Source organism: Streptomyces sp. NPDC093260, from assembly GCF_040683715.1.
Classification (GTDB): domain Bacteria; phylum Actinomycetota; class Actinomycetes; order Streptomycetales; family Streptomycetaceae; genus Streptomyces; species Streptomyces sennicomposti.
In genome coordinates this window covers 17,394-44,392 of sequence record NZ_JBFBEK010000033.1, presented here as the reverse complement: position 1 = coordinate 44,392, position 26,999 = coordinate 17,394, and the positions used below count along the sequence as shown (strand labels likewise).

Sequence of the window (26,999 nt, the reverse complement as noted above, 5' to 3'; positions counted from 1 at the left end):
ACGAGGCCGTGACCGCGCCGTCACGTAACTCGTTCGGGACACCCCCGCGGGGTTTGCGAAACTGGTGCGGTGAGCAGCGCACCCCCCGCACCCCGCGTCATCGCCGTCGTCGGCCCGACCGCCGCCGGAAAGTCCGATCTCGGCGTCTTCCTGGCCCAGCGCCTCGGCGGCGAGATCGTCAACGCCGACTCCATGCAGCTCTACCGAGGGATGGACATCGGCACCGCGAAACTGACGCCCGAAGAGCGCGGCGGCATACCGCACCACCTCCTGGACGTGTGGGACGTCACGGTCACCGCCTCCGTCGCCGAGTACCAGCGCCTCGCCCGGAAGCGGATCGACGCCCTGCTCGCCGAGGGGCGCTGGCCGATCCTGGTGGGCGGCTCGGGCCTCTACGTCCGCGGCGCCGTCGACAACCTGGAGTTCCCCGGCACCGACCCGGAGGTCAGGGCCCGGCTGGAGGAGGAGCTGACCCTGCGCGGCTCCGGCGCCCTGCACGCGCGCCTGGCCGCCGCCGACCCCGAGGCCGCGCGCGCGATCCTGCCCAGCAACGGCCGCCGCATCGTCCGCGCGCTGGAAGTGATCGAGATCACCGGCCGCCCCTTCACGGCCAACCTCCCCGGCCACGACTCCGTCTACGACACCGTCCAGATCGGCGTCGACGTGGCCCGTCCCGAGCTGGACGAGCGCATCGCGCGCCGGGTGGACCGGATGTGGGAGGCGGGGCTCGTCGCCGAGGTGCGCGAGCTGGAGACGCGGGGCCTCAGGCAGGGGCGTACGGCCTCCCGGGCGCTCGGCTACCAGCAGGTCCTCGCGGCGCTCGCGGGGGAGTGCACGCTGGAGGAGGCGCGCGCGGAGACCGTCCGCGCCACCAAGCGCTTCGCGCGCCGCCAGGACTCCTGGTTCCGCCGCGACCCGCGCGTGCACTGGCTGAGCGGGGCCGCCGCGGATGTCACGGAACTTCCGCACCTGGCGCTGGCGTTGGTGGAACGACCGGTTACAGCCTGATCACGTGATGGCATCGGGACGCCCAGGCCGTCATCCAGGCCTCCGGCGGCGTGCCATCATCGTGCTTCGATCCACCGAATGAGGTCCTAGTTGGGAGGGCGCGTGGCGATGGAGGCCGGCCCTCGCGACACCGCACAAGGCGGCACCGAGCACATCACAGCCGAGCACGCCGATGCGGAGACGGACGAGCCGACGCTCAGCCCCGACGGCCCCGACGGGACGCAGGGCGGGGTGACCGAGGACGGTCCCGGGCCCGAGGAGATGTTCGCCGGGCCCGAGGTGGAGGTCGAGTTGCGCCCGCAGCGGCGGCTGCGCATCTGGCAGCTGGCGCCCATCGTGGGCCTGGCCGCCGTCGGCTCGCTGATGTTCGCCTTCCCGCTCGCCTTCGACGGCGACAGCGGCGCGGTGATCGCCATGCTGGGGCTCCTGATCTGCTCCTGCGCGGCCGGCTGGGGCATGATGGCCGCGCTCCGCGTGGGCTACACCTGGCCCGGTCTGCCGCCGCGGGGCGCCGGTCGCCGTGCCGACTGGCGGCTGATCGGCGCCTACGCCCTGATCGTCGCCGTGGCCGTCGTCCTCGCCGTCTGGCGCGTCGCCCGCCTGCGCTAGGGCCGCCCGACCCGGCCCCGTCCTGCCCACGCCGTACGATCGAGGCATGAGCTCGCGCATCGCCTTCCTCAAGGGGCACGGCACGGAGAACGACTTCGTGATCCTCCCCGACCCGGACAACGCCCTCGACCTGTCCCCGGCCGCCGTCGCCGCTCTGTGCGACCGGCGCGCGGGCATCGGCGGCGACGGCGTGCTGCACGTCGTCCGGTCGGCCGCGCACCCCGAGGCCCGCGCCATGGCGGCCGAGGCGGAGTGGTTCATGGACTACCGCAACGGCGACGGCTCCGTCGCGGAGATGTGCGGCAACGGCACGCGCGTGTTCGCGCGGTACCTCCAGCACGCCGGCCTCGCCGCCGAGGGCGACCTCGCGATCGCCACCCGGGGCGGCGTGAAGAAGATCCACATCGCCAAGGACGGCGACGTCACCGTCGGCATGGGCAAGGCCCGCCTGCCCGAGGGCGACGTCACCGTGAGCGTCGGCGGGCGCAGCTGGCCCGCGCGCAACGTGAACATGGGCAACCCCCACGCGGTGGCCTTCGTGGCCGACCTCGCGGACGCCGGTGACCTGTTCTCCCCGCCCCCGTTCAGCCCGGCCGACGCCTACCCGGACGGGGTGAACGTCGAGTTCGTCGTCGACCGCGGCCCCCGCCACGTCGCGATGCGCGTGCACGAGCGCGGCTCGGGCGAGACCCGCTCGTGCGGCACGGGCGCGTGCGCCGTCGCCGTGGCCACCGCCCGCCGCGACCGCGCCGACCCCGCCGTCACCGGCGCCCCGGCGACGTACACGGTCGACGTGCCCGGCGGCACCCTCGTCATCACCGAGCGGCCGGACGGCGAGATCGAGATGACCGGCGCCGCGGTGATCGTCGCCGAGGGCGAGATCGCCGCGGACTGGCTGGAAAGCGTCGCCGCCTGACCGTGCCCCCGCCGGCCGATCGCAAGGCCGGTGCGCGGCAAGATCGACAGGACCCAGGGCAGAGATCCGGACGAGCGCGGGAATCCACGGTCACCCGCATGCCAGGTGACCGAAAACCGTAAACCTCCGGATCGTCGCTCGAATGGGTGATCCGTTTCACGCTCCCCGAGAGGTGGTCGGCCGAGTGTGCTGGGCTCGGTAGCATCAAGCACCGGCCCGGACGGGGGATCCGACGCCAACCCCTGAGCCGTGTACGCCCTGGGGCACCCCGTCCACCGGTCCACGCAGCCGGAGGTGCCCATGAGTGCGGATGCCACGAATCCCGCGGCCCCGGGAGCGGTGGTGCCGGCCGCGCCCCGCAGGAGGGCCCGCCCGCGGCTCGATCTGCGCCGCCTGGGACGGGCCGCACTGCTCGGCCCCGCCGCCCGTGACCGCCTGCCCGACGCCATCGGCCATGTCGCCGAGGCGCACCGGGCCCACTTCCCGGACGCCGACCTCGAACCGCTGCGCCGCGCCTACGTCCTGGCCGAGTCCTCGCACCGCGGCCAGATGCGCAAGAGCGGCGAGCCGTACATCACGCACCCGCTCGCCGTGACCCTGATCCTCGCCGAACTCGGGGCGGAGACCACGACGTTGACCGCTTCCCTGCTCCACGACACCGTCGAGGACACGGATGTGACGCTCGACCAGGTCGGTGAGGAGTTCGGCGCCGAGGTCCGCTATCTCGTGGACGGCGTCACCAAACTGGAGAAGGTCGACTACGGTGCCGCCGCCGAGCCCGAGACGTTCCGCAAGATGCTCGTCGCCACCGGCAACGACGTGCGGGTGATGTCGATCAAGCTCGCCGACCGGCTGCACAACATGCGCACCCTCGGCGTCATGCGCCCGGAGAAGCAGGCCCGGATCGCCAAGGTGACCCGGGACGTGCTCATCCCGCTCGCCGAACGGCTCGGCGTGCAGGCCCTCAAGACCGAACTGGAGGACCTGGTCTTCGCGATCCTCCGTCCCGAGGAGTACCAGCACACCCGCGAGCTGATCGCGGAGAACGCGAGCCGCCCCGCTGACCCGCTCACCGAGGTCGCCGAACAGGTGCGCGGTGTGCTGCACGAGGCCGACATCACCGCCGAAGTCCTCGTCAGGCCCCGGCACTTCGTCTCCGTGCACCGGGTCTCCCGCAAACGGGGCCGACTGCGCGGCGCCGACTTCGGCCGGCTGCTGGTCCTGGTCAACGAGGACGCCGACTGCTACGGCGTCCTCGGCGAACTGCACACCTGTATGACGCCGGTGGTCTCGGAGTTCAAGGACTTCATCGCGGTCCCCAAGTTCAACCTGTACCAGTCGCTGCACACCGCCGTCGCCCGCGAGGACGGCCAGGTCGTCGAAGTCCTCATCCGCACCCACCAGATGCACAAGGTCGCCGAGGCAGGCGTCGTCGCCCTCGGCAACCCCTACGCCACCCCCGCCGAGGAGCAGAGCGCGGGCGACGGCGAGCGCGTCGACCCCACCCGCCCCGGCTGGCTCTCCCGCCTCCTCGACTGGCAGGAGGCCGCGCCCGACCCCGACACCTTCTGGTCCACCCTGCGGGAGGACCTCGCCCAGGACCGCGAGATCACCGTCTTCCGGCCGGACGGCGGCACCCTCGGTCTGCCCGACGGCGCCACCTGCGTGGACGCCGCCTACGCCCAGTACGGCGAGGACGCGCACGCGTGCATCGGCGCCCGCGTCAACGGCCGCCTGGCCAGGCTGAGCACCGTCCTCAAGGACGGCGACACCGTCCAGCTCCTCATGGGCCAGGACCCGGCCTCCGAACCCTCCCGGGAGTGGCTGGAGCACGCCCACACCCCGGCCGCCCGCATCGCCATCCAGCGTTGGCTGGCGACCCACCCGGCCCCGGCCGGCGACGAGCCGGAGGAGGAACGGGACCTGCGCGACACGGCGGCCCCGGACCCCGCCGCCATGCTCGACGCCCTGGTCGAGCCGGCGTCCGACGCCCCCGACGCCCCCGACGGCGCGGCGGCCGGTGCGCTCGGCAGGCCGGCTGCCGATGCCTGCGGCGGTCCGGCTCCCGGCGCTCCCGACGGGTCCGTGACCGGCACGCGCGGGGGGCGGTCGGGTGCGGCGTGCGCCGTCGTCGTGGACGGCCCCCACACCGCCGTACGGCTCGCCGGCTGCTGTACGCCCGTACCGCCCGACCGGGTCGCCGCGTTCGCCGTGCGCGGGGGAGTGGTGACCGTGCACCGCGTCGAGTGCGCCGGGGCCGCCCGGATGAAGGGCACGGGGCGCCCGGAGGTCGGCGTGCGCTGGGGAGACACCACCGCCTGCCGGGTGACGCTGCTCGCCGAATCGTTCGGCCGCCCCCATCTGCTCGCCGATCTGACCGAGGCCATCGCGCTGGAAGGCGTCGAGATCGTCTCGGCCACCGTGGCCCCGCCGGCCCAGCAACGCGTCCACCACACCTACACCCTGCACCTGCCCGACGCCGCCCGGCTGCCCGCCCTCATGCGGGCGATGCGCAGCGTCCCCGGCGTCTACGACGTCAGCCGCGCCCAGCCGCAGCCGCCGGGGGCGTGAGCGGGCACTCGCCGGGGCGTACGGGAGTGCGCCGGGCGGAAGACTGAGCGCTGGCTCCGGAAGAACCCGTTCGGGTGGCCCGGGCGCGCGCCGCCGCCGTACTCGCGCCGGGCGCTGATAGCGGTGTGTGCATGCCGCGCACCCTCCGTCACCGCGTCCCGCGTCGCCTGAAGGCGCCCCTCCTCGCGTCCGCCGCCTCCGCCGCCTGCGTCTGCCTGCTGGCCGCGAGCGCCCCGCCCGTACCGCTCGGCGTCGGCGACCGGCTCTTCCCGTACCTCGGCAACCCGGGGTACGACGTGTCGGCGTACGACCTCTCCTTCGCCTACACCGGCGACAACGGCAGGCCGCTCCAGGCCGTCACCACGATCGACGCCCGCACGACCAGGACCCTGGACAGCGTCAACCTGGACTTCACCCACGGCACCGTCGACTCCGTCGAGGTCGACGGCGAGCCTGCCGCCTTCGCCTTCGCCGGCGAGGACCTTGTGATCACCCCGAAGCACGCGCTGCCCGAGCACCGCCGGACGCGCATCACCGTGCGCCACACCAGCAACCCCGTCCCCGAGAAGGGCCGGGACGGTGGCTGGGTGCAGACCGCGGACGGACTGGCCATGGCCAACCAGGCCGACGTCGCCCACCTGGTGTTCCCGTGCAACGACCACCCCTCCGACAAGGCGATGTTCACCATCCACGTCACCGCGCCCGAGGGCTACACCGCCGTCGCCAACGGCCTGCCCGTCCAGGCCGCCCGCAGCCGCGCGGGCACCACCTGGACGTACCGCACCCGGCACCCGATGGCCACCGAGCTGGCCCAGGTGTCCATCGGCCGCTCCGCCGTGCTGCACCGCCCCGGCCCGCACGGCCTGCCCGTGCGCGACGTCGTCCCCGCCGAGGACCGCGCCGCCCTCGAACCCTGGCTCGCCAAGACCCCGGACCAGATCGCCTGGCTGGAGGACAAGATCGGCGAGTACCCGTTCGAGACGTACGGCGTGCTGGTGGCGTCGGCGAAGACCGGCTTCGAACTGGAGACGCAGACCCTCTCCCTCTTCGAGAAGGACCTGTTCACGGACGCCGCCTACCCGAAGTGGTACGTCGAGTCGGTCATGGTGCACGAGCTGTCCCACCAGTGGTTCGGCGACAGCGTCAGCCCTCGCTCCTGGTCCGACGTGTGGCTCAACGAGGGCCACGCGACCTGGTACGAGGCCCTGTACGCCGAGGAGAAGGCGAACCGGCCCATGGAAGCCCGGATGAAGGCCGCCTACGGCGCCTCCGACGGCTGGCGCGCGGCCGGCGGACCGCCCGCGCGGCCCAAGGCCCCGAAGGCCGGCGAGAAGATCAGCATCTTCCGCCCCAACATCTACGACGGCGCGGCCCTCGCCCTGTACGCGCTGCGTCAGGAGATCGGCAGGCCGGCCTTCGAACGCCTGGAGCGCTCCTGGGTGCGCGACCACGAGGACGGCACCGCCACCACCGCCGACTTCGAGCGCCTCGCCTCCCAGATCGCCGGCCGCGACCTGAGCGCCTTTTTCCAGGCGTGGCTCTACGGAGAGAAGACCCCGCCCATGCCCGGCCACCCGGACTGGAAGCAGCAGCCGCCCCTGAAGTCGGTGAAGACGAAGAAGTGACGTGGCGGGGCGGATCGAGGCCCGGGAAGAGGTGACAGGACGGGCGAGCGGGGAAATAACACCGTGACGAGACGGGCCGTGCCGTGCGACCATCTTCCGGTCGGCGCGGCCCGGCGCCGGGAATCTCCCGGACCGCCCGGACGTTGTCGACAGTGACGGAGTGGCCGTCGCGGCGCACGGGACGTGCGGCCGCGCCGCGCGCCGCACCACGGATTCCCCAACGACGTAAGGACCCAATGACCTCCTCTTCTTCCTCTTCCCAGGCCACCAAGCGCCTCGCGCACACCTATCCCGAAGGTCTTCGGGCCGATGCCCTGATGGAGGAGGACGTCGCCTGGAGCCACGAGGTCGACACGGAGCGGGACGGCGACCAGTTCGACCGCTCCGAGCGCGCGGCCCTGCGCCGCGTCGCGGGCCTCTCCACCGAACTCGAGGACGTCACCGAGGTCGAGTACCGCCAGCTCCGGCTGGAGCGGGTCGTGCTCGTCGGCGTCTGGACCTCGGGGACCGTGCAGGACGCGGACAACTCCCTCGCCGAGCTGGCCGCCCTCGCGGAGACCGCCGGCGCGATGGTGCTCGACGGCGTCATCCAGCGCCGCGACAAGCCCGACGCGGCCACCTACATCGGTTCCGGCAAGGCCGACGAGCTGCGGGACATCGTCCTGGAGACGGGCGCGGACACCGTCATCTGCGACGGTGAGCTGAGCCCCGGCCAGCTGATCCACCTCGAGGACATCGTCAAGGTCAAGGTCATCGACCGTACGGCCCTGATCCTGGACATCTTCGCCCAGCACGCCAAGTCCCGCGAGGGCAAGGCGCAGGTCGCGCTCGCGCAGATGCAGTACATGCTGCCGCGGCTGCGCGGCTGGGGTCAGTCGCTGTCCCGGCAGATGGGCGGCGGCAGCGGCGGCCTCGCCACCCGAGGCCCCGGTGAGACCAAGATCGAGACGGACCGGCGGCGGATCCGCGAGAAGATGGCGAAGATGCGCCGGGAGATCGCGGAGATGAAGACCGGCCGGGAGCTCAAGCGCCAGGAGCGGCGCCGCAACAAGGTGCCCTCCGTCGCCATCGCCGGCTACACCAACGCCGGCAAGTCCTCCCTGCTCAACCGCCTCACCGGCGCGGGCGTCCTGGTCGAGAACGCGCTGTTCGCGACGCTGGACCCGACCGTGCGCCGGGCCGAGACCCCGAGCGGCCGCCTCTACACGCTGGCCGACACCGTCGGTTTCGTGCGGCACCTGCCGCACCACCTGGTCGAGGCGTTCCGCTCCACCATGGAGGAGGTCGGCGACTCCGACCTGATCCTGCACGTGGTGGACGGCTCGCACCCGAACCCGGAGGAGCAGCTGGCCGCCGTGCGCGAGGTGATCAGGGACGTCGGCGCCACCGACGTGCCCGAGATCGTCGTCGTGAACAAGGCGGACGCGGCCGACCCGCTGGTCCTCCAGCGGCTGCTGCGGGTGGAGAAGCACTCCATCGCGGTGTCGGCCCGCACCGGCCGGGGCATCCCCGAGCTGCTCGCCCTGATCGACGCCGAGCTGCCCCGCCCGTCCGTCGAGATCGAGGCGCTCGTGCCGTACACGCACGGCAAGCTCGTCGCCCGCGCCCACACCGAGGGCGAGGTGATCTCCGAGGAGCACACCGCGGAGGGCACCCTGCTCAAGGCCCGGGTGCACGAGGAGCTGGCGGCCGACCTGGCGCCGTACGTGCCGGCCTCCGCGCTGTAGGCGGCGACCGGGCGACCCTGCTCGCCGGACGCACGACAGGAGGGCCCGCCCCCGATTCTTTCGGGAGCGGGCCCTCGTCGTCCCCAGGGGCGGCCCTGTGCCGTGCCTCGTGGTCGTGCCTGGTGCCGGGGCGCGTGTCACCCGCCGCCGTGGGTGCGGCTCATGTTCTCGTACAGCGCCTGAGCGCCCCGGCCCAGCTGCGGGCCCGCCAGCCAGGTGCTGTCGGCCGGGCCGATCGAGGTGTTGGAGACCAGCACGGTCCTCCCGTTCACCACCCGGAACCAGCCGCCGCCGGAGGAGCCTCCGGTCATCGTGCAGCCGATCCGGTACATCGTCGGCAGGGCCGTGCTGAGCGACAGCCGGCCCGGCCGGTCCAGGCAGCGGAACATCGTCGCGCCGCTGTAGGGCGGAGCGGCCGGGTAGCCCCAGGCGCCCATCGTGGCCACCCCGGCCGCCGGCGGCGCCGAGAAGTCCACGTCCAGCGCCGAGCCGACCGTCTCCTCCAGCGACTTCGAGCCGGACTCCGGCCGCACGTGCAGCACCGCGTAGTCGTACGCCGCCCCCGCCCCGCCGGTCTCCGCACCGCCCTGGATCCACTGGCCGGAGGTGGAAGCCCAGTCCGCCCACCAGGCGCCGTAGGGGGCGACCTCGGAGGACGGGGCGCCGTTCAGCTCGGCCGCGGGCCGGCCGAGGTCGTTGTACGCCGGGACGAACGCGATGTTGCGGTACCAGCCGCCGCCCTGACCCGCGTGCACGCAGTGGCCCGCGGTCCACACCAGGTTGGACCGGCCCGGATGGTTCACGTCCTTGACGACCGTGCCGGAACAGACCATCGAGCCCTCGGGCGAGTCGAAGAACACCTTGCCGACCGGCGCGGCGTGCTCGTGGTACGGGGTCTTCTCGGGCTGCGCCCGGACCGGCACCGGCACCGGATCACTGACCCCCTGGCCGGCGGCGGCGTCCAAAGTGACCGTCTTGTCGGCCTCCTTGGCGGTCCGCATCCGTTCGGGCTTCCACAGCCCCTCGATCACCGGGTTGGCGAAGTCCTCGGCCGCGCTGAGCCACTTGTCCTTGTCCCAGTCCTTCCAGCCGCCCTTCGCCCACTGGTCGACGTCGATGCCGTGCTTCTTGAGCTTGTCGGCGATCCCGGCGGGGACGTGCACCTTGCCGCTGCCGCTGCCGCTGCCGCTGCCGCTGCCGCTGCCGCTGCCGCCCGCGGCCGGTGAGGCGGCGGCCGGACCGCCGCTCGCGTGGTCCTCGTCCGGGCCGCCGCAGGCCGTCGCGGTGAGCGTCAGCGCCGCGACGAGCCCGGTGGCGGCGACGAGGGTGCACCGGCGTCCGCGCCGGGGCGGGCGGGAGGAGAGAGGCGACATGTGGGTGGAAGGCATGGGCGAGGAACCCCCGTCGGTCCGTCTGCTGCTGCTCGGCTTCGTACGTGCTTCTTGATCGCGGCGCGCCGTACCGGCCGGCGGCGGGGTGCGGGTGTCCGGCGCCCCGCCGCCTGTGCGTTCACCGTGCGCCTGTCGCGGCGTGGTCATCGCGCGCTCATCGAAGGGCGTTCACTGCCCGGCGAACTTCCTGCTGACCGAGTCGTACACCTTCTCGGCCACCGGCCCCAGCCGCGGCCCGGCCAGCCAGCCCGCCGACACCGGGCCGATCGAGGTGTTGGACACCAGCGCCGGCTTGCCGTCCGCGCCCGTCTCGACCCAGCCGCCGCCGGACGAACCACCGGTCATGGTGCAGCCGATGCGGTACATCGTCGGGTCGGAGACGGTCACCGACAGCCGCCCGGGCTTGTCCTGGCACCGGTACAGCCGCTGCCCGTCGTACGGCGGGGCCGCCGGGTAGCCGGTCGCGGTGATGCTGCTCACCTTCGGCACGGCGGGAGCGTCGAAGTCCACGGGCAGCGCCGCCCCGACCGTCTCCTGAAGGGACTTGCCGTTCCCGCCCTTCTCCGGCGTCACATGGATCACCGCGTAGTCGTACGGCGCGCCCTGACCGCCGGTCGCACCGCCGCTCGCGATCCACTGGTCGGAGGTCCGCGCCCAGTCGCCCCACCACACGCCGTACGGGGCGACCTCGTCACGGCTCGCGCCCTGCAACTGGGCGGCGCTGCGGCCCGCGTCGTTGTACGACGGCACGAACGCGATGTTGCGGTACCAGCCGCCCTTCTTGCCCGCGTGCACGCAGTGGCCCGCGGTCCACACCAGGTTGGACTTGCCCGGGTGGGCGGGGTCCTCGACGACCGTCGCCGAGCAGACCATCGTTCCCTCGGGGGAGTCGAAGAACACCTTGCCCGCGGTGGCCGCGTTGGCGTGGTAACTCGGCGCGACCGCCTGCGCCTTGACCGGGGCCGGCGTCGGATCCGTGACGCCCTGGTCACCGGAGATGTCGTTGTCGTCCACGCCCTTGTCCGGGTCGTTGGCCCGGCGCATCCGGTCCGGGTTCCACAGCCCCTGGATGATGGGGTTGACGAAGTCGTTGGCCTCGCGCAGCCAGTCGTCCTTGTCCCAGTTCTTCCAGGCGCCGTTCTTCCACTTGTCGATGTCGATCCCGTGGTCCTTGAGCTTCCGGCGCAGCTCGTCCGGGATCTTGATCTTGCCGTCGCCGGTGGCGCCCGACCCGTCGGCGACCGCGGAGGGCGAGGACTTCGCGTCCGCGTGGTCGTCGCCCGAGTCGCAGCCGGTGGCGGTGAGGGCCATGACCGAGACCAGCGCGGCGGCGGCCAGTACGGGGGAGGTTCCGCGCCGGGCGCTCCCTCCCCGACGAGCGGTGACGGACGGGCGTATGGGTCGCATGCTCTGACTCCCCCTGGGATGAACGAAACTCGCTGCTGCCGCCGCGACCACGCGCCCAACTCCGTACGGACAGGGGCGTGTCACGGCGGGCCGGAACGCCACCACACACTATGCGGTCGCTGCGGGGTGGTGCCGACGGAACGGCAACGGTTCGGCTACAGCCGCTGACCTGGACGATCGGCCGGAGTTCCGCCGGTTCGACGCGGTTTCGCGGAGGCGGCCGGCGCCGGGCGACGCCTGCTGCGGGGGGTGCGGCGGGAAGGCGCGCCGGGGCGGGGCTGCTGCGTCGGCGTGGATCTCGCCGCAACCCGTAACCCGGCGGACGGCCGGCGGTTGTAGCGGCGGGGGCCCGCTGTCCGCGTCCGGGTCCCCGCCGCTGACGTGCGCTGTCGTGCGGGGAGTGGGAGCCGGGCCCCTCGGGACAGGTGGCGGCCGAGACCTTGGGACGGCGGGAGGACGGGAAACCGTGACCGTGACGGAGTCTGCGCCCGGAGGACACGCCTCCGCGGACGAGCACGCCCTGCATGAGGGGATCCTGCGGCGCCAGTCGGCGCGCGAGTCCGCTGCGCGCACCTACGCCCGCACCCTGCCCATCGTCCCGGTGCGGGCGCGCGGGCTCACCATCGAGGGCGCGGACGGCCGCCGTTACCTGGACTGCCTCTCCGGCGCCGGCACCCTCGCCCTCGGGCACAACCACCCCGTGGTCCTCGCCGCCGTGCGCAAGGTGCTGGAGTCGGGCGCCCCGTTGCACGCGCTCGACCTGGCCACTCCCGTCAAGGACGTGTTCGTCACCGAACTCTTCGCCACGCTGCCGCCCGGACTCGCGGCCCGCGCGCGCGTGCAGTTCTGCGGCCCGGCCGGCACGGACGCGGTGGAGGCGGCCCTCAAACTGGTCCGCACCGCCACCGGCCGCACCACGGTCATGGCCTTCACCGGCGCCTACCACGGGATGACCGCCGGAGCCTCCGCCGCCTCCGGGCACGCCGGCGACGTACGGGTCGCCCGGCTGCCGTACCCGCAGGACTACCGCTGCCCGTTCGGTGTCGGCGGCGCGCGCGGGGCCGAACTCGCCGCCCGCTATACCGAGTCCGTGCTGGACGACCCCAAATCCGGGGTGCCGCAGCCGGCCGGGATGATCCTGGAACCCGTGCAGGGCGAGGGCGGCGTCCATCCCGCGCCGGACGCGTGGCTGCGGCGCATGCGGCGGATCACCGCCGAGCGCTCCATCCCGCTGGTCGCCGACGAGATCCAGACCGGAGTCGGCCGCACCGGTGCGTTCTGGGCGGTGGACCACAGCGGGGTGACACCGGACGTGATGGTGCTGTCCAAGGCCATCGGCGGCAGCCTGCCGCTGGCCGTCGTCGTCTACCGGGACGACCTGGACGTCTGGGAGCCGGGCGCGCACGCGGGCACGTTCCGCGGCAATCAGCTCGCCATGGCGGCGGGCGCCGCCACCCTCGCCCACGTCCGCGAGAACCGCCTCGCCGAACGCGCCGCGGCCCTGGGCGCCCGCATGCTCGCGCGACTCGGCCGGCTGGCCGAGGAACACGCGTGCGTGGGGGAGGTCCGGGGGCGCGGGCTGATGCTCGGCGTGGAACTGGTCGATCCGGAGACCGAGCCGGGCCGCGACGACTCCGGCATCGCGGCCGACGGTACCGGCACGGCGGCCGAGGACCAGGGCGTCGCCCCGATGTGGGGCAGCTTCCCGAAGCCCCGGCCCGCCGCGCCCGCACTCGCCGCCGCGGTCCAGCGGGAGTGCCTGCGGCGTGGCCTGATCGTCGAACTCGGCGGCCGGCACGCGAGCGTCGTACGCCTGCTTCCGCCGCTGACGATCACCGACGAGCAGGCCGCGGCCGTGCTCGACCGGCTGGCCGACGCGGTCGACGCGGTGGCCCGGGACCACGCGGGCGGGATCGCCCGCCCGTGACCCGCCGCTTCCTGCCGCGGCGGCGCGCCGGTCGCCACCGAGGTCGTGGCGGTCCCGCACGACGTTCCACCACCGCGCCCGCGGACCGCGCGGACCGAACCCCGCGTCCGGTCTCCGCCGCCCCCGACGGGCGATCAGTACGACTCGATCAGCACGAGACCCCTGAGGAACCGTCTTGACCACCGCTCCGCCCCCGCACGGCCACCCGACTTCTGCGCAGGACCCGCACGACCCGGCCGACACGGTTCCCCGCCAAGCCCCCGGGTCGCCCCACCGCCGAGGGCGGGACGACCACGGCGTCACCGACCTTCTGGACCACCCGGACCCGCACACCGCCGCCCAGGCCGCGGGGGTGGAGAACCTGCTGCGCTGCTGGGTGCGCGAGACCGGTGTCGCCGCCCCCGACGGCGACGTCCTGCGCATCCCCCTCCCCGCCAGCGGCACCGCGTTGCTCGTGCCCGTCCGCCACTGGTCCCCGACCGGCTGGCACCGCTTCGGCCTGCCGCGCCTCGCCGGCGCCCCGGCCTCCGCCGCCCCGGCCGACGCGGTCACGGTCGCCGCGCTGCTCACCCGGGAGGCGACGGGGCAGGCACCGGAGGCGGCCCTGGAAGCGGGCCGGGACGGTCATCCGGACGAGAACCCGGGGCAGAGGCGACAGGAGGCTCCGGGGGAGACCGCCACCGCCCCGGCCGACGCCGTGGACCTCGTGGCGCGGGTCGCCGACTCCGTCCGCCGTACCGCGCTCTTCCTCGCCGACCGCCGCGAGCACCCCGCCGACGGCCCCGACCTCTTCCTCGCCGCCGAACAGGCGCTCGTCCTCGGACACCCGCTGCACCCGGCCCCCAAGAGCCGGGAGGGCCTGACCGAAGCGGAGGCAGGGTCCTGCTCGCCGGAACTGCGCGGCTCCTTCCCGCTGCACTGGATGGCGGTCCCGCGCCGCCTCCTCGCCGCCGACTCGGCGTGGACCGAGGGCGGCCGCCCGGTGCCCGCGGACCGGCTCACGGAACGCCTCGCCGGGACGGCACTGCCGCTCCCCGACGGCCACGCCGCCCTGCCGCTGCACCCCTGGCAGGCACGCGAGGTCCGGCACCGCCCCGGCACGGCGGCGCTGCTGGCGGCGGGTCTCCTGCGCGACCTGGGTCCGCACGGCCCGGCCTGGCACCCCACCTCCTCCGTGCGGACCGTCCACCGCACCGGTGCCGCCGCCATGCTCAAGCTCTCCCTCGGGCTGCGCATCACCAACTCCCGCCGCGAGAACCTCCGCAAGGAACTGCACCGCGGCGTAGAGGTCCACCGCCTGCTGCGCGGCGGTCTGCGGCAGGAGTGGCAGGCGGCGCACGACGGCTTCGACATCGTCCGCGACCCGGCCTGGCTGGCCGTCAACGACGAGAACGGGGCGCCGGTGCCCGGCCTGGACGTGATGATCCGGCACAACCCGTTCGCCCCGACCGACGACGTCGCCTGCGTCGCCGGACTCGTCGCGCCCCGGCCGTACCCGCGTCCCGCCGGCTCCGCACAGCCCGCTGCCGTTCCCGGTGCGCGGTCGCGCCTGGCCGATCTGGTCACGCGGCTCGCCGCCCGCACCGGCCGCCCGCGCGGAGCCGTCGCCGCCGAGTGGTTCCTGCGCTATCTCGAACAGGTGATCCGGCCCGTGCTCTGGCTGGACGGCGAGGTGGGCATCGCCCTCGAAGCCCACCAGCAGAACACGCTGGTGCTGCTCGACTCCGAGGGCTGGCCTGCCGGGGGCCGATACCGCGACAACCAGGGCTACTACTTCCGGGCCTCCCGGCAGGCGGAACTGGCGGCGCGGCTGCCGGGCATCGGCGAGCGCAGCGACACGTTCGTGGCCGACGAGGTCGCCGACGAACGCTTCGCCTACTACCTCGCCGTCAACAACGCCTTCGGCCTCATCGGCGCCTTCGGCTCCCAGCGGCTCGCCGACGAGGCACTGCTGCTGGCCGCCTTCCGCCGGTTCCTCGGCGACGCCGCCGCCGGTCCGGCCCGGATGCGCTCCACCCTGCCGGCCCGGCTGCTCGACTCCCCGCTGCTGCGCTGCAAGGCCAATCTGCTGACCCGGCTGCACGGCCTGGACGAACTCGTCGGCCCGGTCGACACCCAGTCCGTCTACGTCACCGTCGCCAACCCCTTGCACACCTGACCGAATCCGGTCCCGCGCCCGCCGCCGTAGGGCGATCCGGCGTACGCCCCGGCACGGTCCGTACGCCGGCACCGTCGCCGCAGGGCCGTACCCAGCCGTTGCCCACCCAGGACTTCGTCTCGACCCAGGACTTCGTCTCGCACCACCCACCAACCCGCCTCCCCGACCTCCGAGAGGAGCGCGCCATGCCTCCCACCGACGCCGGCACCGCCGTCGAACACGTCTCCGCCGCCTCGACCGCCCCCGACGCCGTCCAGCTCTCCGATCCGCCCACGCCGACGGTCGCCGACACCCGGGGCGGCGGTGAGCCCGACACCGAGGACACGCTCGACCTGCACCTGCCCGACGACTTCGTCGCGCGTTTCACCGAGGAAGCCGGCCGGCCGCTCGCGGACGACCTGCTGAACGGGGCCGGCGAATGGGGCCCGATCGGAACCCGGGCCGGGGTCTTCGAGCTGACGCCCGTCCGCCTCGAACGCGACCTGCCCGTCGTCGCCCGCTGGATGAACGACCCGGCCGTCGCCGCGTTCTGGCAGCTGGCCGGCGAACAGCGGCTCACCGAGGTCCACCTGCGCGGGCAGCTCGCCGGCGACGGACGCAGCCTCCCCTGTCTCGGGCTGCTCGACGGCACCCCGATGAGCTACTGGGAGATCTACCGGGCCGATCTCGACCCGCTGGCCCGCCACTACCCGGCCCGCCCGCACGACACCGGCGTCCACCTCCTCATCGGCAGCGGCGCCGACCGCGGGCGGGGACTCGGCAGCGGCCTGCTGCGGGCCGTCGCCGACCTGATCCTCGACATGCGGCCCGCCTGCGCGCGCGTCGTCGCGGAGCCGGACCTGCGCAACGCGCCCTCCGTGACCGCGTTCCTCGCAGCGGGCTTCCGCTACGCGGCCGAGCTCGACCTGCCGGACAAGCGGGCCGCCCTCATGATCCGGGACCGATCGCTGCGGCACCTGATGTGACGGCGGCCGTGCCCTAGGTCCTGTCCCCCGGTGCAGGGGGGCATGGCGAGCATTGCTCAGGTGGGCCTTACGGCTGTGTCCGGATCTGATCGGTCCTGAGCGGAGTGAGACCGGGGTGAGCCGCCCGTCCCCGGCTCGGGGACACGTTTGTCAGTCCCGGGCCGTAGGGTGGTCGCGCTATGACGAAGCCCTCCCTCCCCGAACTCCTCCACGCCGCGGTCGCCGCCGTCGGCGGCACGGAGCGCCCCGGCCAGGTGACCATGGCCCAGGCCGTCGCGGACGCGATCGACGACGGATCGCATCTGCTGGTCCAGGCCGGCACCGGCACCGGAAAGTCCCTCGGCTACCTCGTGCCCGCGCTCGCCCACGGGGAGCGGGTCGTCGTGGCGACGGCCACCCTCGCCCTCCAGCGCCAGCTGGTCGAGCGGGACCTGCCGCGCACGGTCGACGCCCTGCACCCGCTGCTGCGCCGCCGCCCGGAGTTCGCCATGCTCAAGGGCCGCTCCAACTACCTGTGCCTGCACCGGCTGCACGAGGGCGTCCCGCAGGACGAGGAAGAGGGCCTGTTCGACCAGTTCGAGGCGGCGGCGCCCACCAGCAAGCTCGGGCAGGACCTGCTGCGGCTGCGCGACTGGTCGGACGAGACCGAGTCCGGCGACCGCGACGACCTCACGCCCGGCGTCTCCGACCGGGCCTGGGCGCAGGTGTCGGTCTCCTCCCGGGAGTGCCTGGGCGCCTCGAAGTGCGCCTACGGCGCCGAGTGCTTCGCCGAGACGGCCCGCGAGCGCGCCAAACTCGCCGAGGTCGTCGTCACCAACCACGCGCTGCTCGCGATCGACGCGATCGAGGGCGCCCCGGTGCTGCCGCAGCACGAGGTGCTCATCGTCGACGAGGCCCACGAGCTGGTGTCGCGGGTCACCGGCGTCGCCACCGGCGAGCTGACCCCCGGGCAGGTCAACCGCGCGGTGCGGCGCGCGGCGAAGCTGGTCAACGAGAAGGTCGCCGACCAGTTGCAGACCGCCGCCGAGGGTTTCGAGCGGCTGATGGAGCTGGCCCTGCCCGGCCGCCTGGAGGAGATCCCGGAGGACCTCGGCTACGCGCTGCTGGCGCTGCGGGACGCCGCGCGCAACGTGATCTCGGGGATCGGCGCGACCCGGGACAAGTCGGTGCAGGACGAGGACGCGGTCCGCAAGCAGGCCCTGGCCTCCGTGGAGACCGTGCACGACGTGGCCGAGCGCATCACCGACGGCTCCGAGTGGGACGTCGTCTGGTACGAGCGACACGACCGGTTCGGCGCGTCCCTGCGGGTGGCGCCCATGTCCGTGTCGGGGCTGCTGCGCGAGAAGCTGTTCACCGACCGCTCAGTGGTCCTGACCTCGGCGACCCTGAAGCTCGGCGGCGACTTCAACGGCGTGGGGGCATCCCTCGGCCTCGCCCCGGAGGGTACGGAGGGCGACGACGTGCCGCAGTGGAAGGGCGTGGACGTCGGCTCGCCGTTCGACTACCGCAAGCAGGGCATCCTCTACGTCGCCAAGCACCTGGCCCGCCCGGCGCGGGACGGCGACCGCGGCGACATGCTGGACGAGCTGACGGAGCTGATCCAGGCGGCCGGCGGCCGGACGCTCGGCCTGTTCTCCTCGATGCGGGCCGCTCAGCTCGCCGCGGAGGAGCTGCGCGGCCGGCTCCCGGAGTTCCCGGTCCTGCTCCAGGGCGAGGAGACGCTGGGCGAGCTGATCAAGAACTTCGCCGCCGACCCGAAGACCTGTCTGTTCGGCACGCTCTCGCTCTGGCAGGGCGTGGACGTCCCCGGCCCCAGCTGCCAGCTGGTGGTCATGGACAAGATCCCGTTCCCGCGTCCGGACGACCCGCTGATGAGCGCCCGCCAGAAGGCGGTCGAGGACGCCGGGGGCAACGGCTTCATGGCGGTCGCGGCCACCCACGCGGCGCTGCTGATGGCTCAGGGCGCCGGGCGTCTGGTCCGCGCCACGGGGGACCGGGGCGTCGTCGCCGTCCTGGACCCGCGGCTGGCCACGGCGCGCTACGGCAGTTACCTGAAGGCCTCGCTCCCGGACTTCTGGTACACCACGGACCGCAACCAGGTGCGCAAGTCCCTGGCCGCGATCGACGCGGCGGCCCGGCAGACGGAGGGGGAGTGACGGCCGCAGCGCGTCCCCGGGCGGCCTGACGGACGGCGGGCCGCCCGACGGGAAGCAGGCGGTCCGGCGCGGTCCGGCGCGGACAGCACGGAGCCCCGGAACCGGCGCAGAGGTTCCGGGGCCCGATCAGGGGGGGCGCGGCGAGCGCGTCCTCGGCAGTCGCTCAGACGCGCCGCAGGACGGCCACCACCTTGCCGAGGATGGTCGCGTCGTCACCCGGGATCGGCTCGTATGCCGCGTTGTGCGGCAGGAGCCAGACATGGCCGTCCTCGCGCTTGAAGCGCTTGACGGTGGCCTCACCGTCGATCATGGCGGCCACGATGTCGCCGTTCTCGGCGACCTGCTGACGGCGGACCGTCACCCAGTCGCCGTCACAGATCGCGGCCTCGATCATCGAGTCGCCGACGACCTTCAGCACGAACAGCTCACCGTCGCCGACCAGCTGCCGGGGCAGAGGGAACACGTCCTCGACCGACTCCTCGGCGAGGATCGGGCCGCCGGCGGCGATCCGGCCGACCAGCGGGACGTACGACGCGGCGGGCTTGCCGACGGTGTCCGTAGGCTGCAGCGTGGCCGCCTGGTCCGAGCCGCGGACCTCGTAGGCGCGCGGGCGGTGCGGGTCGCGGCGGAGGAAGCCCTTGCGCTCCAGCGCCATCAGCTGGTGCGCGACCGAGGAGGTGCTGGAGAGGCCGACGGCCTGGCCGATCTCGCGCATCGACGGCGGGTAGCCGCGCCGCTGGACGGAGTCCCTGATGACCTCGATCACCCGGCGCTGCCGGTCGGTGAGGCCCGAGCTGTCCGCCCGGATCCCTGGAGGTCGGCCCGGCAGGGACCGCTTGGGCCCCTCAGGGTTCACGGCTTCGTTCATGGCATGCACCGGCTCGAGTCGGCCCTGGGGGCGGTCCTGGGCAGTGATGGTGGCACTGTCTGCGGTGGTGGTCACGTCGGCCCCTCTCGATGGTCTCCCTCCGGCACAACGGTAGTGGCTTTCGAAAGGTTGCGCCAAACACACGTTCGAGTGAAAAAACGGGGAGAGCCGGACTTGATCACCTCTCGGGGTGTATAGGCTCGCGCCGCACCTCGCGGACAAAAGGTCCCATTGCGGTACTCTTCACCGCCGGGGCGGAACCCCGTCGTCCGCGCCACAGTCTGCCACCCGACGCTCTCTCCGCCGAGCACCGGCACCCTTCCGCGCCGTGGCCGCACATCATCTCCTTGGGCTGCGCACGGCTCCTCCCACGAGGCGCGCCCGGCATCCCCTCGCGCGTCCGCGCGGGCCGGGCGCCCACCGGGGGTGTTCGCCGCCGCGGCCGGGGCATACGGCTTCAGGCCGCTTTGCCGCGAGACGCCGCAGTCGTTGCGCGCGACACGCCGCCGATGGTGACTGCGCGCGAGTCGATCCCCACATCTAGTGGCTGTCCGGTCAAGGCATCCCAGAAGTTGTGGTGACCCGGGTCTGCGGCGCCTCGTTCATCGCCTATGCTGGGGGCTGCTTCGCGGGGCCCAAGAGGTCCGACGAGGCTTCTGAGTCTGCTGTGAGGAGGGTTGGAGTCCATGCACTGCCCCTTCTGCAGGCACCCCGACAGCCGTGTGGTCGACAGCCGTACGACGGACGACGGCACGTCGATCCGCAGGCGCCGCCAGTGCCCTGACTGCTCCCGTCGGTTCACGACCGTGGAGACGTGCTCGCTCATGGTGGTCAAGCGGTCCGGCGTCACGGAGCCCTTCAGTCGCACCAAGGTCATCAACGGTGTGCGCAAGGCATGCCAGGGACGGCCGGTCACCGAGGACGCGCTCGCCCAGCTCGGGCAGCGGGTCGAGGAGGCGATCAGGGCCAGCGGAAGCGCCGAGGTCGCCGCCCACGAGGTGGGGCTCGCCATACTCGGCCCCTTGCAGGAACTCGACCTCGTCGCCTACCTGCGGTTCGCGTCCGTCTACCGGGCGTTCGACTCGCTGGAGGACTTCGAGGCCGCCATCACGGAACTCAGGGATGGCGCGCGGCGCCCCGCCGCCGAGCAGCGGGACGGCGAGGAAGCCGTCGCGGGGGGCCCGGGAGAAGACGAACGCGGGCATGGCGGGACGGCCGACGTCCCCGCGCCCGCGCGCGCCGCCGACTGACAGGCGGGCCGGTCCGGACGCACATCCGGGGCCGGCTCAGCGGCGGCGGGAAAGACGGTTGCGGGCGGCAGCGGAACAGGTGCCCGCAGCACCAGACAGAACACCGTGTCTCGGAACATCGGGGCACTTCAGGGCGTTTTCGCCCGTACAGGGAGGCGGCATGACAGAGACGGCGAGCGGTCCGGCACGAGGTTCCCGAGCCAAGGGCGCGAAGGCGGGGAACAAGGGGCTGCACATCGAGCGCATCCACACCACCCCCGGCGTACACCCGTACGACGAGGTGGCCTGGGAGCGCCGTGACGTCGTCATGACCAACTGGCGCGACGGCTCGGTCAACTTCGAGCAGCGTGGCGTCGAGTTCCCCGACTTCTGGTCGGTGAACGCGGTCAACATCGTCACCAGCAAGTACTTCCGCGGTGCCGTCGGCACCCCGCAGCGCGAGACCAGCCTCAGGCAGCTGATCGACCGCATCGTGAAGACGTACCGGAAGGCCGGTGAGGACTACAAGTACTTCGCCTCGCCCGCCGACGCCGAGATCTTCGAGCACGAGCTGGCCTACGCCCTCCTGCACCAGATCTTCAGCTTCAACAGCCCGGTCTGGTTCAACGTCGGCACGCCCCAGCCCCAGCAGGTCTCCGCCTGCTTCATCCTGTCCGTCGACGACTCCATGGAGTCGATCCTCGACTGGTACAAGGAAGAGGGCATGATCTTCAAGGGCGGTTCGGGCGCGGGCCTGAACCTCTCCCGTATCCGCTCCTCGAAGGAGCTGCTCTCCTCCGGCGGCAACGCCTCCGGTCCCGTCTCCTTCATGCGCGGCGCCGACGCCTCCGCCGGCACGATCAAGTCCGGTGGCGCCACCCGCCGCGCCGCCAAGATGGTCATCCTCGACGTCGACCACCCCGACGTGGAGGACTTCATCGAGACCAAGGTGAAGGAGGAGGAGAAGATCCGCGCCCTGCGCGACGCGGGCTTCGACATGGACCTGGGCGGTGACGACATCACGTCCGTCCAGTACCAGAACGCCAACAACTCCGTCCGTGTGAACGACGAGTTCATGAAGGCGGTCGAGCAGGGCGGCAAGTTCGGCCTGCGCGCCCGGATGACCGGCGAGGTCATCGAAGAGGTCGAGGCCAAGTCCCTCTTCCGCAAGATGGCCGAGGCCGCCTGGGCCTGCGCCGACCCGGGCATCCAGTACGACGACACGATCAACCACTGGCACACCTGCCCGGAGTCCGGCCGGATCAACGGTTCGAACCCGTGCAGCGAGTACATGCACCTGGACAACACGTCCTGCAACCTCGCCTCGCTGAACCTGATGAAGTTCCTCAAGGACGACGGCAAGGGCCACCAGTCCTTCGAGGTCGAGCGCTTCGCCAAGGTCGTCGAGCTGGTCATCACCGCGATGGACATCTCGATCTGCTTCGCCGACTTCCCCACCCAGAAGATCGGTGAGAACACCCGCGCCTTCCGTCAGCTCGGCATCGGCTACGCCAACCTCGGCGCCCTGCTGATGGCGACCGGCCACGCCTACGACTCGGACGGCGGCCGCGCCCTCGCCGGTGCCATCACCTCCCTGATGACCGGCACCGCCTACAAGCGCTCCGCCGAGCTGGCCGCCGTCGTCGGCCCCTACGACGGCTACGCCCGCAACGCCCAGCCGCACCAGCGCGTCATGAAGCAGCACGCCGACGCCAACGCCGCCGCCGTGCGCATGGACGACCTGGACACCCCGGTGTGGGCCGCCGCCACGGAGGCCTGGCAGGACGTGCTGCGCCTCGGCGAGAAGAACGGTTTCCGTAACTCCCAGGCGTCCGTCCTCGCGCCGACCGGCACCATCGGCCTGGCCATGTCCTGCGACACCACCGGTGTCGAGCCCGACCTCGCCCTGGTCAAGTTCAAGAAGCTGGTCGGCGGCGGCTCGATGCAGATCGTCAACGGCACCGTCCCGCAGGCCCTGCGCCGCCTGGGCTACCAGGAGGAGCAGATCGAGGCGATCGTCGCCCACATCGCCGAGCACGGCAACGTGATCGACGCGCCTGGTCTCAAGCAGGAGCACTACGAGGTGTTCGACTGCGCCATGGGCGAGCGTGCCATCTCCCCGATGGGCCACGTCCGCATGATGGCCGCGATCCAGCCGTGGATCTCGGGCGCCATCTCCAAGACGGTCAACATGCCGGAGACGGCGACCGTCGAGGAGGTCGAGGAGATCTACTACGAGGCGTGGAAGCTCGGCGTCAAGGCGCTGGCGATCTACCGCGACAACTGCAAGGTCGGCCAGCCGCTGTCCGCCAAGACGAAGGACTCGGAGAAGAAGACCGAGGCCGTCGAGGAGCCGCAGGCCAAGGTCGAGAAGGTGGTCGAGTACCGCCCCGTCCGCAAGCGCCTTCCGAAGGGTCGTCCCGGCATCACCACGTCCTTCACCGTCGGTGGCGCCGAGGGCTACATGACCGCCAACTCCTACCCGGACGACGGTCTCGGCGAGGTCTTCCTCAAGATGTCCAAGCAGGGCTCGACCCTCGCGGGCATGATGGACGCCTTCTCCATCGCCGTCTCGGTGGGCCTGCAGTACGGCGTGCCGCTGGAGACGTACGTCTCGAAGTTCACCAACATGCGCTTCGAGCCGGCCGGCATGACCGACGACCCGGACGTGCGGATGGCGCAGTCGATCGTCGACTACATCTTCCGTCGCCTGGCGCTGGACTTCCTGCCCTTCGAGACGCGTTCCGCGCTCGGCATCCACTCCGCCGAGGAGCGTCAGCGCCACCTGGAGACCGGCTCCTACGAGCCGGTCGACGAGGACGTCGACGTGGAAGGCCTGGCCCAGTCCGCGCCGCGGCAGACCGACCTGAAGGCCGTCGCCACGCCGAAGGCCGAGGCCGAGGCGGCCGCGCCCGCTCCGAAGGAGGCGCACACCAGCGCCGAACTGGTGGAGATGCAGCTCGGTATCCAGGCCGATGCCCCGCTGTGCTTCTCCTGCGGCACCAAGATGCAGCGAGCCGGCTCCTGCTACATCTGCGAGGGCTGCGGCTCGACCAGCGGCTGCAGCTGATCTGACGGGCATGTGATGAAGTAAGGGGCGTCGGCCATGGCCGACGCCCCTTACCCGTATGACCCGTACGCTCCGGTCAGGGCCGGTGCACGGCGCCCATGGTCCGGGTGAACTCCGCCGGGTCGCCCTCGAAGCCGAGGACGCCCGGACGGAACTGCCAGCTCCCGGAGCCGTCGCGGGCGAACTCGGCCACGGCGGCCGCCGTCGCCGACGGGACGCCGCCGAAGTCGTCCTCGGCGAGCACGGTGTAGCCCTCCCGGATGCGCAGCCCCGCGTCGAGCACCCCGGAGAACGTGCGCGGGGCGGAACGCTGCTGGATGACCACACCGACGACCACGCGCGCGTACCGCTCGGACAGCCGCTCGAGCTCCAGCGTCATGACCTCGTCCCAGCCGAAGCCCCTGCCGTCGGTGCTGTCCCGGTTGAGGTAGATCGTGCCGTCGGGGGAGCGGCTGTCGAAGTGCACCAGATAGTCGGCCGCGCCGTACGGATCGCTCGCCAGATAGGTGCCCGCGACGATGTCGAGGTCGGTGGGCGGCTGGCCCGCCGGACTGGGATCCCACTTGACCGCGACCTCGACCTTGCGGATCCCCTTGCTGAGCCCGCTCACCGGACTCCCCCTTCCCGGTTCCCGTGCGCCCTCTCTGCTTCAACTGCCTCACGGCGGGCGCTGGTTGTCCCATCGTGCCACGTCCGCAGGGGTGCCCGCGCGGGCACTGTCCCCACAGAAGTGACCAACGCCACCCTCCGGGGCCGTACGATGGCGCGGTGCTGGTCAAGTGGACTCGCTGCACCGTGGTGGACCGCCGGGGGTTCGAGCGGGGGCAGCGGAAGTGGGCGGGGCTTCTGGGGGAGCCGGGGTTCCGGGGACAAGGGGGTGGCTGGAGCCGGGGGCGGCAGGACGTGGCGCACGTCTTCGCCTTCTGGGAGAGCCGCGCCTTCTACGACTCCTTCATGGCTCGCTCCCACGACCGGCTGGCGACGGCCCAGAACGGCACCTTCAAGGACGCCCAGGTCCGGTTGTTCGACCACCGGTTCGATGTGAAGACGGGGTTCGAGCCTCGTTTCACCGACGCCGATCTGCTGCGCGTCGCCCTGTGCCGCGTCCACGAGGAGCGCGCCGAGCACTTCACGCTGATGCAGGAGAAGGTCTGGAACCCGGCGATGGCCGGCTCTCCCGGCATGATCCGCGGGCTGTTCGGCGAGGCCCCGGGCAGCGAGTTCCTGGTGCTGTCCATGTGGCGGTCCTCCGCCGAGCACGGGAAGTACCGCACCGAACGGGTGGAACGGCTCGCCCTGCGCGCCCAGACGGAGGCGGACGTCGCCGCGCTCACCGGCGACATCGTGGCCCTGGAACCCGCCTGGACGGTGTAGCGGCGCTCGCCCGGACCGCCGGGCGGCCTCGCAGGCAGTCCCCCCGATCCGTGTGACGTGCACCGTACGGGGGCCGCTCGAGTCTTCGATCGGCCCTCGCCCGATCTAGTGTTTCGGCATGGCACGACCACGGCGCATCGTCCTCGTCCGGCACGGCGAGTCGGAGGGCAACATCGACGACTCGGTGTACGAGCGCGAGCCCGACCACGCCCTGGCGCTCACCGAGCGCGGCCGCCGGCAGGCCGAGGAGACGGGCAAGGAACTGCGCGACCTGTTCGGCAGGGAGCGCGTCAGCGTCTACGTCTCCCCCTACCGCCGCACCCACGAGACCCTGCGCGCCTTCCACCTCGACCCCGACCTGATACGGGTGCGCGAGGAGCCGCGGCTACGCGAACAGGACTGGGGCAACTGGCAGGACCGCGACGACGTACGCCTCCAGAAGGCCTACCGCGACGCCTACGGGCACTTCTTCTACCGCTTCGCGCAGGGCGAGTCCGGCGCCGACGTCTACGACCGGGTCGGCGGCTTCCTGGAGAGTCTCTTCCGCAGCTTCGAGGCCCCCGACCACCCGCCCAACGTCCTCCTGGTCACCCACGGCCTGGCGATGCGGCTGTTCTGCATGCGCTGGTTCCACTGGACCGTCGCTGAGTTCGAGTCGCTGTCCAATCCGGGGAACGGCGAGATGCGGATGCTCGTTCTCGGTGACGACGGCAGATACGTCCTGAACCGGCCGTTCGATCGCTGGCGGGAACCGGAACCCTACGGGATCACCGGACAGCACGGGACGACTGGATGGAGTGGCTGAGCGATGACCCCTGACCCCTCTTTCGGCGGGCGCCTGGAACGCGCCCTGGCCAGCGCACGCGGACTCGCGGTGGGGGACGCCCTGGGCTCCCAGTTCTTCGTCCCGGCGAACTACCCCCTCCTCAAGCGGCGCGAGCTGCCCCCAGGCACCTGGCAGTGGACGGACGACACGGAGATGGCCTGCTCCGTCGTCGCCGTGCTCGCCGCCCACCGGCGCATCGACCAGGACGCCCTGGCCCAGTCCTTCGCCCGGCACCACGACTTCGACCGGGGCTACGGCCCCGCGGTCAACCGCCTGCTGCGCCTCGTGCGCGAGGGCGGCGACTGGCGGGAGCTGGCCGCCGCCCTCTTCAACGGCCAGGGCTCCTGGGGCAACGGCGCCGCCATGCGCATCGCGCCCCTCGGCGCCTGGTACGCGGACGACCCCGAGCAGGCCACCCACCAGGCAGAGATCTCCGCCTACCCCACCCATCAGCACCGGGAGGCGGTCGTCGGCGCCATGGCCGTGGCGGCCGCCGCCGCCCTGGCCGCCGCTCCCGGCGGCACGCCGAGCCCGCAGGCGCTGCTCGACGGCGTCATCGCGCTCGTACCGGCGCGCAGCGCCGTCGGCGCGGGGCTGCGCCGGGCTCGCGACATGCTCGACTTCGGCGACGCGGGCACGGTCGCGGCCGTCCTCGGCTGCGGACGGCGTACGACGGCCCACGACACGGTGCCGTTCGCGCTGTGGTCGGCCGCCCGCCGGCTCGGGGACTACGAGGAGGCCTTCTGGACGACCGCCCAGGCCGGCGGCGACGTGGACACCACGTGCGCCATCGTGGGCGGCGTACTGGCCTCGGGCACGGCGGGGAGGCCGTCGGCCGAGTGGGTACGGCGCACGGAGGCACTGCCGGAGTGGGTGCTGTCGGCGGTGTGAGCGGGCGGGTGCCGACGGCCGCCCGCCCGGACCGTTCACTTCGCTCCACGATTCCCGAATGCGATCCCGGAGGACGGGGAGCCGGTCCACCGAGACCGTCACCGGTCGCGTAACTCGTCCCGGCCTTCCATGGGGAGTGATGAAACCCGCGATCAGGCGGGCAGGGATGCGACAAGCCGTGCGTGACGGCTGAGCCCTCCCCTCGGTCCGGGGCGGGACGGCTCACCGCTATGACGTGTGCGGGAGTGAACGATCCGATGGTTCGGCCGGTGACGGAAACC

General features: G+C 72.7%; 19 protein-coding genes. 15 read left to right on the top strand and 4 right to left on the bottom strand.

Annotation, left to right across the window (positions count from 1 at the left end; all coding sequences use genetic code 11):
* Nucleotides 1-69 precede the first annotated feature (69 nt).
* The 6 genes from miaA to hflX all read left to right on the top strand — a co-directional run bounded on the left by miaA (nucleotide 70) and on the right by hflX (nucleotide 8,456).
* A complete protein-coding gene (gene miaA / locus AB0N63_RS30975; protein WP_365534159.1) occupies nucleotides 70-1,008 on the top strand; it encodes a tRNA (adenosine(37)-N6)-dimethylallyltransferase MiaA in 939 nt (312 codons plus the stop codon).
* Between the two features lie 108 nt (nucleotides 1,009-1,116).
* Nucleotides 1,117-1,617 (top strand): hypothetical protein, encoded by a 501-nt coding sequence (locus tag AB0N63_RS30970; protein WP_365534253.1) that lies wholly within the window; start codon nucleotides 1,117-1,119, stop codon nucleotides 1,615-1,617.
* A 46-nt stretch (nucleotides 1,618-1,663) separates the two neighbouring features.
* Nucleotides 1,664-2,533, top strand: a complete 870-nt coding sequence (dapF, locus tag AB0N63_RS30965) for a diaminopimelate epimerase (protein ID WP_365534156.1) — start codon at nucleotides 1,664-1,666, stop codon at nucleotides 2,531-2,533.
* 300 nt (nucleotides 2,534-2,833) lie between these two features.
* Complete coding sequence (locus AB0N63_RS30960; protein WP_365534153.1) at nucleotides 2,834-5,104, top strand: HD domain-containing protein; 2,271 nt, start codon at nucleotides 2,834-2,836, stop codon at nucleotides 5,102-5,104.
* A gap of 131 nt (nucleotides 5,105-5,235) precedes the next feature.
* Nucleotides 5,236-6,729, top strand: a complete 1,494-nt coding sequence (locus AB0N63_RS30955) for a M1 family metallopeptidase (RefSeq protein ID WP_365534150.1) — start codon at nucleotides 5,236-5,238, stop codon at nucleotides 6,727-6,729.
* Between the two features lie 236 nt (nucleotides 6,730-6,965).
* Complete coding sequence (hflX, locus tag AB0N63_RS30950) at nucleotides 6,966-8,456, top strand: GTPase HflX (RefSeq protein WP_009191048.1); 1,491 nt, start codon at nucleotides 6,966-6,968, stop codon at nucleotides 8,454-8,456.
* A 137-nt stretch (nucleotides 8,457-8,593) separates the two neighbouring features.
* On the opposite strand, the gene AB0N63_RS30945 is transcribed toward hflX, so the two are convergent.
* Nucleotides 8,594-9,844 carry a hypothetical protein gene (locus tag AB0N63_RS30945; RefSeq protein ID WP_365534147.1) on the bottom strand — a complete coding sequence of 417 codons (1,251 nt, stop codon included), beginning with the start codon at nucleotides 9,842-9,844 and terminating at the stop codon, nucleotides 8,594-8,596.
* A gap of 171 nt (nucleotides 9,845-10,015) precedes the next feature.
* The gene (locus tag AB0N63_RS30940) at nucleotides 10,016-11,254 is read right to left on the bottom strand and encodes a hypothetical protein (RefSeq protein WP_365534144.1); all 1,239 of its coding nucleotides are present in this window, start codon (nucleotides 11,252-11,254) and stop codon (nucleotides 10,016-10,018) included.
* A 466-nt stretch (nucleotides 11,255-11,720) separates the two neighbouring features.
* On the opposite strand from AB0N63_RS30940, the gene AB0N63_RS30935 reads away from it, so the two are divergent.
* From AB0N63_RS30935 to AB0N63_RS30920, 4 genes are all read left to right on the top strand, one after another.
* A complete protein-coding gene (locus AB0N63_RS30935) occupies nucleotides 11,721-13,181 on the top strand; it encodes a diaminobutyrate--2-oxoglutarate transaminase family protein (protein ID WP_365534142.1) in 1,461 nt (486 codons plus the stop codon).
* A gap of 175 nt (nucleotides 13,182-13,356) precedes the next feature.
* Nucleotides 13,357-15,339: an IucA/IucC family protein gene (locus tag AB0N63_RS30930; protein WP_365534139.1), complete on the top strand. Its 1,983-nt coding sequence runs from the start codon at nucleotides 13,357-13,359 to the stop codon at nucleotides 15,337-15,339.
* Nucleotides 15,340-15,524: 185 nt separating this feature from the next.
* Nucleotides 15,525-16,304, top strand: a complete 780-nt coding sequence (locus tag AB0N63_RS30925; protein WP_365534137.1) for a GNAT family N-acetyltransferase — start codon at nucleotides 15,525-15,527, stop codon at nucleotides 16,302-16,304.
* Nucleotides 16,305-16,483: 179 nt separating this feature from the next.
* Nucleotides 16,484-18,460 carry an ATP-dependent DNA helicase gene (locus tag AB0N63_RS30920; RefSeq protein ID WP_365534135.1) on the top strand — a complete coding sequence of 659 codons (1,977 nt, stop codon included), beginning with the start codon at nucleotides 16,484-16,486 and terminating at the stop codon, nucleotides 18,458-18,460.
* Between the two features lie 163 nt (nucleotides 18,461-18,623).
* Here AB0N63_RS30920 and lexA read toward each other — a convergent pair whose 3' ends face one another.
* Nucleotides 18,624-19,403, bottom strand: a complete 780-nt coding sequence (lexA, locus tag AB0N63_RS30915; protein ID WP_009191055.1) for a transcriptional repressor LexA — start codon at nucleotides 19,401-19,403, stop codon at nucleotides 18,624-18,626.
* A 611-nt stretch (nucleotides 19,404-20,014) separates the two neighbouring features.
* Here lexA and nrdR point away from each other — a divergent pair.
* Together nrdR and AB0N63_RS30905 are read left to right on the top strand one after the other, a co-directional pair.
* Entirely contained in the window at nucleotides 20,015-20,578 is a 564-nt protein-coding gene (gene nrdR, locus AB0N63_RS30910) for a transcriptional regulator NrdR (protein WP_365534133.1), read from the top strand.
* A 160-nt stretch (nucleotides 20,579-20,738) separates the two neighbouring features.
* The gene (locus tag AB0N63_RS30905; RefSeq protein ID WP_365534131.1) at nucleotides 20,739-23,627 is read left to right on the top strand and encodes a vitamin B12-dependent ribonucleotide reductase; all 2,889 of its coding nucleotides are present in this window, start codon (nucleotides 20,739-20,741) and stop codon (nucleotides 23,625-23,627) included.
* A gap of 76 nt (nucleotides 23,628-23,703) precedes the next feature.
* Here AB0N63_RS30905 and AB0N63_RS30900 read toward each other — a convergent pair whose 3' ends face one another.
* Complete coding sequence (locus tag AB0N63_RS30900) at nucleotides 23,704-24,237, bottom strand: TerD family protein (protein WP_365534128.1); 534 nt, start codon at nucleotides 24,235-24,237, stop codon at nucleotides 23,704-23,706.
* 158 nt (nucleotides 24,238-24,395) lie between these two features.
* Between AB0N63_RS30900 and AB0N63_RS30895 the strand changes: the two genes are divergently transcribed.
* From AB0N63_RS30895 to AB0N63_RS30885, 3 genes are all read left to right on the top strand, one after another.
* The gene (locus AB0N63_RS30895; RefSeq protein ID WP_365534126.1) at nucleotides 24,396-25,001 is read left to right on the top strand and encodes a YdbC family protein; all 606 of its coding nucleotides are present in this window, start codon (nucleotides 24,396-24,398) and stop codon (nucleotides 24,999-25,001) included.
* A gap of 118 nt (nucleotides 25,002-25,119) precedes the next feature.
* On the top strand, nucleotides 25,120-25,806 hold the full coding sequence (locus tag AB0N63_RS30890; protein WP_365534124.1) for a histidine phosphatase family protein: 687 nt from the start codon (nucleotides 25,120-25,122) through the stop codon (nucleotides 25,804-25,806).
* Between the two features lie 3 nt (nucleotides 25,807-25,809).
* Nucleotides 25,810-26,718 carry an ADP-ribosylglycohydrolase family protein gene (locus tag AB0N63_RS30885; protein ID WP_365534123.1) on the top strand — a complete coding sequence of 303 codons (909 nt, stop codon included), beginning with the start codon at nucleotides 25,810-25,812 and terminating at the stop codon, nucleotides 26,716-26,718.
* Nucleotides 26,719-26,999: the final 281 nt, after the last annotated feature.

What these genes read in the sequence shown, in the direction of transcription:
- nrdR (WP_365534133.1), top strand. Translation starts at nt 20,015, where the DNA reads ATGCACTGCCCCTTCTGCAGGCACCCCGACAGCCGTGTGGTCGACAGC.
- AB0N63_RS30940 (WP_365534144.1), bottom strand. Translation starts at nt 11,254, where the DNA reads ATGCGACCCATACGCCCGTCCGTCACCGCTCGTCGGGGAGGGAGCGCC.
- AB0N63_RS30920 (WP_365534135.1), top strand. Translation starts at nt 16,484, where the DNA reads ATGACGAAGCCCTCCCTCCCCGAACTCCTCCACGCCGCGGTCGCCGCC.
- AB0N63_RS30945 (WP_365534147.1), bottom strand. Translation starts at nt 9,844, where the DNA reads ATGCCTTCCACCCACATGTCGCCTCTCTCCTCCCGCCCGCCCCGGCGC.
- AB0N63_RS30970 (WP_365534253.1), top strand. Translation starts at nt 1,117, where the DNA reads ATGGAGGCCGGCCCTCGCGACACCGCACAAGGCGGCACCGAGCACATC.
- AB0N63_RS30925 (WP_365534137.1), top strand. Translation starts at nt 15,525, where the DNA reads ATGCCTCCCACCGACGCCGGCACCGCCGTCGAACACGTCTCCGCCGCC.
- AB0N63_RS30960 (WP_365534153.1), top strand. Translation starts at nt 2,834, where the DNA reads ATGAGTGCGGATGCCACGAATCCCGCGGCCCCGGGAGCGGTGGTGCCG.
- hflX (WP_009191048.1), top strand. Translation starts at nt 6,966, where the DNA reads ATGACCTCCTCTTCTTCCTCTTCCCAGGCCACCAAGCGCCTCGCGCAC.
- AB0N63_RS30890 (WP_365534124.1), top strand. Translation starts at nt 25,120, where the DNA reads ATGGCACGACCACGGCGCATCGTCCTCGTCCGGCACGGCGAGTCGGAG.
- AB0N63_RS30955 (WP_365534150.1), top strand. Translation starts at nt 5,236, where the DNA reads ATGCCGCGCACCCTCCGTCACCGCGTCCCGCGTCGCCTGAAGGCGCCC.
- AB0N63_RS30885 (WP_365534123.1), top strand. Translation starts at nt 25,810, where the DNA reads ATGACCCCTGACCCCTCTTTCGGCGGGCGCCTGGAACGCGCCCTGGCC.
- dapF (WP_365534156.1), top strand. Translation starts at nt 1,664, where the DNA reads ATGAGCTCGCGCATCGCCTTCCTCAAGGGGCACGGCACGGAGAACGAC.
- AB0N63_RS30905 (WP_365534131.1), top strand. Translation starts at nt 20,739, where the DNA reads ATGACAGAGACGGCGAGCGGTCCGGCACGAGGTTCCCGAGCCAAGGGC.